This is a genomic window from Peptostreptococcus anaerobius VPI 4330 = DSM 2949 (genome assembly GCF_000381525.1).
Taxonomy (GTDB): Bacteria; Bacillota; Clostridia; order Peptostreptococcales; family Peptostreptococcaceae; genus Peptostreptococcus; species Peptostreptococcus anaerobius.
Genome location: NZ_KB906662.1, coordinates 1 through 5198, shown reverse-complemented (window position 1 = coordinate 5198; position 5198 = coordinate 1). Strand labels below are relative to the sequence as shown.

The window sequence follows — 5198 nt, the reverse complement described above, 5'->3', positions numbered from 1 at the left end:
CGATATTTTTGCAAGAGTGGCAAAAAAGTGTACAAATTGATATTGCAATTTACGAAAAATATATTTTGATGTCACAAACAAAAGATATCTGTGTTATATTTATAGAAAGAATAATCGATTACAAATTTCGCACTACTATTTTAGGTATAATTATGAAACCACACAAGAGTGGAGGGAAAATGTGAAGAAGACTGACTTTGAAAAAATATACAGCCAATACCACAAAAACCTATATATCTATGCCCTTTCACTGTGTGGAGATCCAAACCTATCAGAAACACTTGTGCAGAATACTTTCACAAAAGCCTACCTGTCATATAAGCCGGGGGGCAGTCTTAAGTTTTGGCTATCCAAGGTCTTAAAAAACGAATTTTTAAACCATATTAGACATGAGGCAAAATTTGTAGATGACCCACAACTTGTATTTGACAAGCTCCACTCAGATGACAACCCTATCAACATCTTGATAGAAGAGGAAAATATGAGGGAAATTGCCATCGCCATATCCTTGCTCCCAATCAACCAAAGATCTGTAATAATGTATAGAATATATATGCAGCTCACAGACAAGGAAATATCCCAAATAATCGGAACTAGCGAGGTGAATATAAGAAAAATACGGTCAAGGGCTAGACAAAACCTGAAAAAAATACTAGAGGAAAGGAATATAGGTGATAGATATGACAGACAAAAAAGAAAATAGTATAGACCCTGAACTAGACAAGTTTGAAGAAATGTTTGACAGTGAGGAAAATCTAGAGCTAGAAAAAAAACTAGAGGAATTGATAGACAAGGAAATCAAAAAAAGGATTGTTAGGACAACAAAATCATTACTTATAAATATATCACTCTTAATCTTTACACTTATAATTTTGATAAACCCAATAGTGAAGTCCTTCTATCCAAACTTTGTAGACCTATCTGCTGGTAAACCAATAAACCAATCCATTGAAGATAAAATTACTACAGGTTTGAAAAAATTTTGGTATGGTACTATAGGTTTTTTCACAGAAAATGCACCAATTATTGATAACTCCATTAACAAAAACTGGCTAGAGAGTGACCTAAGTGAAATGGTTAAGACCTTTATTGAAATTTCAAACCCATCAAATAGCTTATCCTATCTTGGTATGAGGGATCGAGGATATGGTAGGTACGATTTTTACCTAAATATTGATGGCCCTTTTAACAAGTCTATAACAGATAGGATACGGCCTGATTCTAACCATATAAAGTATATAAGAGGGGAGGTGGAAAGTGACATTATATTAAGTATGGATCCATATGACCCTAATAACAAAAATGAATCAATAGAAAATATAAAAAATCTTCCTGATTCTACACTTCTATATGCAAGTATAGGTTTAAAAGAGCCAAGCCCTATTCTTAACCTATTAAGAAACCTTAACAACAAATATGATGCGGAACCAATTTGGTTAAGAGTAGTTTCTGATGAAGAATATGATTCTATAAAAAAGGAGAATAATCTTTTTCTTAAAACAAAAAATAGGTCTAAATTAATTTCCTCAACTACTGAGCTTGGAATTAGACCAGAAATGGTGTATAAGAAAACACCTGTAAGTACTAAATTGGATGACGGAAGCATTGACCAATCATACGAGGTAATTACTATACGTGATGATATCGATAAAATGACAGAAGCTAGCCTTAAAAAAGCATACCTAAACAAGCTAAAGCTTATAGAAAAAAATAGGGATATATTCAATACATTTTGTTCTATAGTACAAACTCAACAATATTATGACGAAGAAATAGAAGTGGATAAATATACCAGAGAATTGTCCTTTAGAAGTCAAAAAATTGGTGACCCAGAGCAGAAAGAAGATATATATCCATTCAATAGAGATTTTTATAGATACAAAGATGACATAGAGAAATCTAATACACTAAAAACAAACCTGTACACAATAGTAGCTGATAAAAATACACTTTTAAAGATACTTGAAGATGACCTTGTAGATAGGGTGTCTATACTAGATGATAAATTATCGCTTTATAGCTCTACAAGAAAAAAATAATATATAACTACTCAAAAAGGAGATGGACAAGCCATCTCCTTTTAATCAATAAAACTTTTTATCTTTTTATAATCATAGAACCAATCAAGGTTATAACTCCTGCCATAACTATCGTACCTCCTGGCTTTAGACCATAGTAAAAAGACATGGTAAGACCTATTATGGTAAATACGATGGCAAATATAACTGCTAGTATAACTGTCATCCTGTATGAGGATGAAAACCTCATAGCACAAGCCACCGGTATGACCATAATCGATGACACTATAAGTGCACCAACCGTCCTAGATGCTATAGCAACTGTAAGGGCTGTAAGTATAGTAAATATAAAGTTAACAGTCTTAACTGGTATACCAACTATCCTAGCCCCACTCTCATCAAAGGCCATATGCATTAGTTCCTTATACAGGGCTATGAAGGCCACCATAACAAGTATTGAAAGTACTACCACTAGATAGAGTTCAAAATCTGTAATTGCAACTATACTACCGAATAAGAAGCTTGAAAATCCTGCTGAATTAGAGGTGAACCCAGACAAGATACCAGCCAAACCGACACCTGCCGACATGACTATAGATATGGATATCTCTGCATACTTAGGAAACTTCTTTCTTATAAATTCCACTCCAAAACCTGCAACAACCGTTACAATTATGGCCCCCAAGATAGGGTTTATACCTAATAAAAGTCCCATCGCAACACCTGCAAGAGATGTATGAGACAGGGCATCACCCATCATGGACAGTCTCTTTAGGACTATAGTAACACCTATACATGGTATAATCGTAGCCAGTAGCAAACCTACGACAAAGGCCTTTCTCATAAATTCATATTCTAACATGGTTACGCTCTACTCACTTTCTAATTCCACAATCTTGTTGGAACATTTCTTTATTTTCTCTATATCATGGGAAATCATGACTATAGTAAGATTTTCTTTTTCCTGTAGCATCTTCAATAGGTCATACAATACTATTTCAGACTTTTTGTCTATGCCCGTTGTAGGCTCATCCATTATGAGTATCTTAGGCTTGTTGACGATGGCCTTGGCTATTACAACCCTCTGCTGCTGACCACCTGATAGGTCTGAAAACCTCCTATTTTCAAAGTCTTCCATACCCACCATCTCAAGGGCACGCCTAACAGCCTCCTTGTGGTGCTTCTTTACAAACCTAAAGAGACCTATCTCTTGGTACATATTCATCATTACAATCTCTGACACCCTAGCTGGAAAATCCATTCCCCTAGCCCTGCCCACCTGGGGTACATAACCCACAGAGCTGAGACACTTGGCTAGCTGGGGATCCTCCCCATAAATCCTGACACTTCCATTAGTCGGCCTTAACTGACCTAAAATAAGCTTGATAAGGGTTGATTTACCTGCACCATTGGCTCCTATAATGCCTACAAAGTCTCCCTCATAGATATCAAAATTCAAGTTTTCAAATATGTAATCCCTGTCATACTTAAAGGACAGGTCTTTGACTTCTATTATTTTATTCATTATTTTCTCCAAATTATTAAAACTCATAAATCTTGCAAATTACTTATTCAAGAATGACTTCACCATATATATTATACACCAATCGCCACTGTTTTGCATCTAGTTATCCTATTTCTATAAACAATCTTACTCTAGAAATAATTTATACCCCTTTTTTAGTGGTTTAATTTTCTTAGCTTGCTAGTTAACCAGCCTATATACTCGTACATATATTCATCCTGCTTGTATCCATGTTTCTTGCCCTCTGCAACCACAACATTTACAGAGCCTCCTTTTTTAACTAAACTAGCTATATATCTTTGAGTTCCCTTTGGATTTACAATCTTATCCTTGGTTCCATACGATATAAACTGACTCACAGATTTTGACCCTATATTTTTAGGTAGGTCTAACATTTTGAGTATAGCCTCCCTTTTCTTGTCATCCCTCAGACTTTGAGCATCAAAGCTGGCAAACAACATAGGTACATTGTACTGGTAGGTAAGGCATGGATATATCATAGCGGCTGTCTTTATATGGTCTTTTTCCCTATCTACATCATCCCTTGTATAGTCCTTGGGGAATAGATCTTTGCCGGCTACTATATTTATATGCTGACCTACTAGACACCCTCCCGCTGAAAAACCAAGTAGGCTGATCTTGTTTTTATCTAGGCCATACTTGTGGGCATTGTGCCTAAGGTATCTTATAGACCTTTGGACATCTAACTGGGGTATTGGATACTTGTATGGATTTGACCTATAATGGAGTACAAAGGCATTTATGCCCCTCATCTGAAGGCTCTTTGCCACTTCCTTACCCTCAGCTTGAGACCCATCTATAGTCTTAAATACAAATCCTCCACCCGGTATTATTATAACTGCCTTGTCGCTATTTGAAACCCTGTATGGTATCAGATAAGGCTTGTCGTCATACCTCTCACTTTCATAACCAGGTTTGATCTCACTATGATAGGTAAATGTATCAAGGGCTTCCTCTACATCCTTAAATTTTTCTCCTACTATGCCTGAAGAAAAGGAGAGACTAGGTCGTATACTGGCCCTATCCAATTTCATATCTTCGATCTTTGTCTTTTTACTGTAACCCACTGGCTTGTCCCATATCACTATCCTTTTATCGTAGTCTGCTGTTTTACTTGAAGGAAGACCCAGAGCTTGAGACTTCACAACTCCCGTCATACCAAGGCACAATTGCACAGCCAATAAGACAAGAGCCACTTTTTTTAACTTAAACATAGAATCCTCCCCCACTAATTTTCTTCATCTAATTATTATAGCACATAAAAAAAGACACAAAGGGTAATTTGATATGTACCCTCTTTACTGGACAAACCAGTAAGGAGGGTATTTTTATGCGATATAGTTATGAATTCAAAAAAGAATGCGTAGAACTATACAAACAAGGAAAGTGGATGGAAACACCAGAAGGTGTTAAACCTCGTACGTTTAGAGACAAAATTAGATATTGGAGCAAACTTGTAGATTTTCATGGAGAAGAAATCCTTAAACACAATGAACAGAATAAAAAGTGGAGTGCAGAAGAAAAGTTTAAGCTTGTATCAAAAGTATTAGCAGGAAATTCTTACGAAGAAACAGCACTTAAATCTGGAATAAATACAAATATTCTTTATCAATGGGTTAACAAATATAAAAAAT

7 protein-coding genes are annotated in these 5198 nt (G+C 35.6%); 4 read left to right on the top strand and 3 right to left on the bottom strand.

All coding sequences use genetic code 11. The features are described 5' to 3' along the window. The 3 genes from F823_RS11280 to F823_RS0110180 all read left to right on the top strand — a co-directional run. The coding region (locus F823_RS11280; RefSeq protein ID WP_026333388.1) for a hypothetical protein at positions 1-185 on the top strand (185 nt) is incomplete at its 5' end. Continuing rightward, positions 182-703: an RNA polymerase sigma factor gene (locus F823_RS0110185; RefSeq protein WP_002846527.1), complete on the top strand. Its 522-nt coding sequence runs from the start codon at positions 182-184 to the stop codon at positions 701-703. The genes F823_RS11280 and F823_RS0110185, both read left to right, overlap by 4 nt. After that, on the top strand, positions 681-2039 hold the full coding sequence (locus tag F823_RS0110180; protein WP_002846526.1) for a hypothetical protein: 1359 nt from the start codon (positions 681-683) through the stop codon (positions 2037-2039). Before F823_RS0110185 ends, F823_RS0110180 begins: the two co-directional genes overlap by 23 nt. A 58-nt stretch (positions 2040-2097) precedes the next feature. Here the strand turns inward: F823_RS0110180 and F823_RS0110175 are convergent, their stop codons facing one another. The 3 genes from F823_RS0110175 to F823_RS0110165 all read right to left on the bottom strand — a co-directional run bounded on the left by F823_RS0110175 (position 2098) and on the right by F823_RS0110165 (position 4778). Beyond that, complete coding sequence (locus F823_RS0110175) at positions 2098-2880, bottom strand: metal ABC transporter permease (RefSeq protein ID WP_002846525.1); 783 nt, start codon at positions 2878-2880, stop codon at positions 2098-2100. 9 nt (positions 2881-2889) lie between these two features. Next, on the bottom strand, positions 2890-3543 hold the full coding sequence (locus tag F823_RS0110170) for a metal ABC transporter ATP-binding protein (protein ID WP_019595758.1): 654 nt from the start codon (positions 3541-3543) through the stop codon (positions 2890-2892). A 155-nt stretch (positions 3544-3698) separates the two neighbouring features. Continuing rightward, on the bottom strand, positions 3699-4778 hold the full coding sequence (locus F823_RS0110165) for an alpha/beta hydrolase (protein ID WP_002842883.1): 1080 nt from the start codon (positions 4776-4778) through the stop codon (positions 3699-3701). A gap of 116 nt (positions 4779-4894) precedes the next feature. On the opposite strand from F823_RS0110165, the gene F823_RS0110160 reads away from it, so the two are divergent. Next, positions 4895-5198 (top strand): transposase (locus tag F823_RS0110160; protein ID WP_019595411.1); only part of this gene is annotated, 304 nt, incomplete at its 3' end.

Coding starts and splice junctions, on each gene's coding strand:
- F823_RS0110180 (WP_002846526.1), top strand. CDS start 681: ATGACAGACAAAAAAGAAAATAGTATAGACCCTGAACTAGACAAGTTT.
- F823_RS0110175 (WP_002846525.1), bottom strand. CDS start 2,880: ATGTTAGAATATGAATTTATGAGAAAGGCCTTTGTCGTAGGTTTGCTA.
- F823_RS0110170 (WP_019595758.1), bottom strand. CDS start 3,543: ATGAATAAAATAATAGAAGTCAAAGACCTGTCCTTTAAGTATGACAGG.
- F823_RS0110165 (WP_002842883.1), bottom strand. CDS start 4,778: ATGTTTAAGTTAAAAAAAGTGGCTCTTGTCTTATTGGCTGTGCAATTG.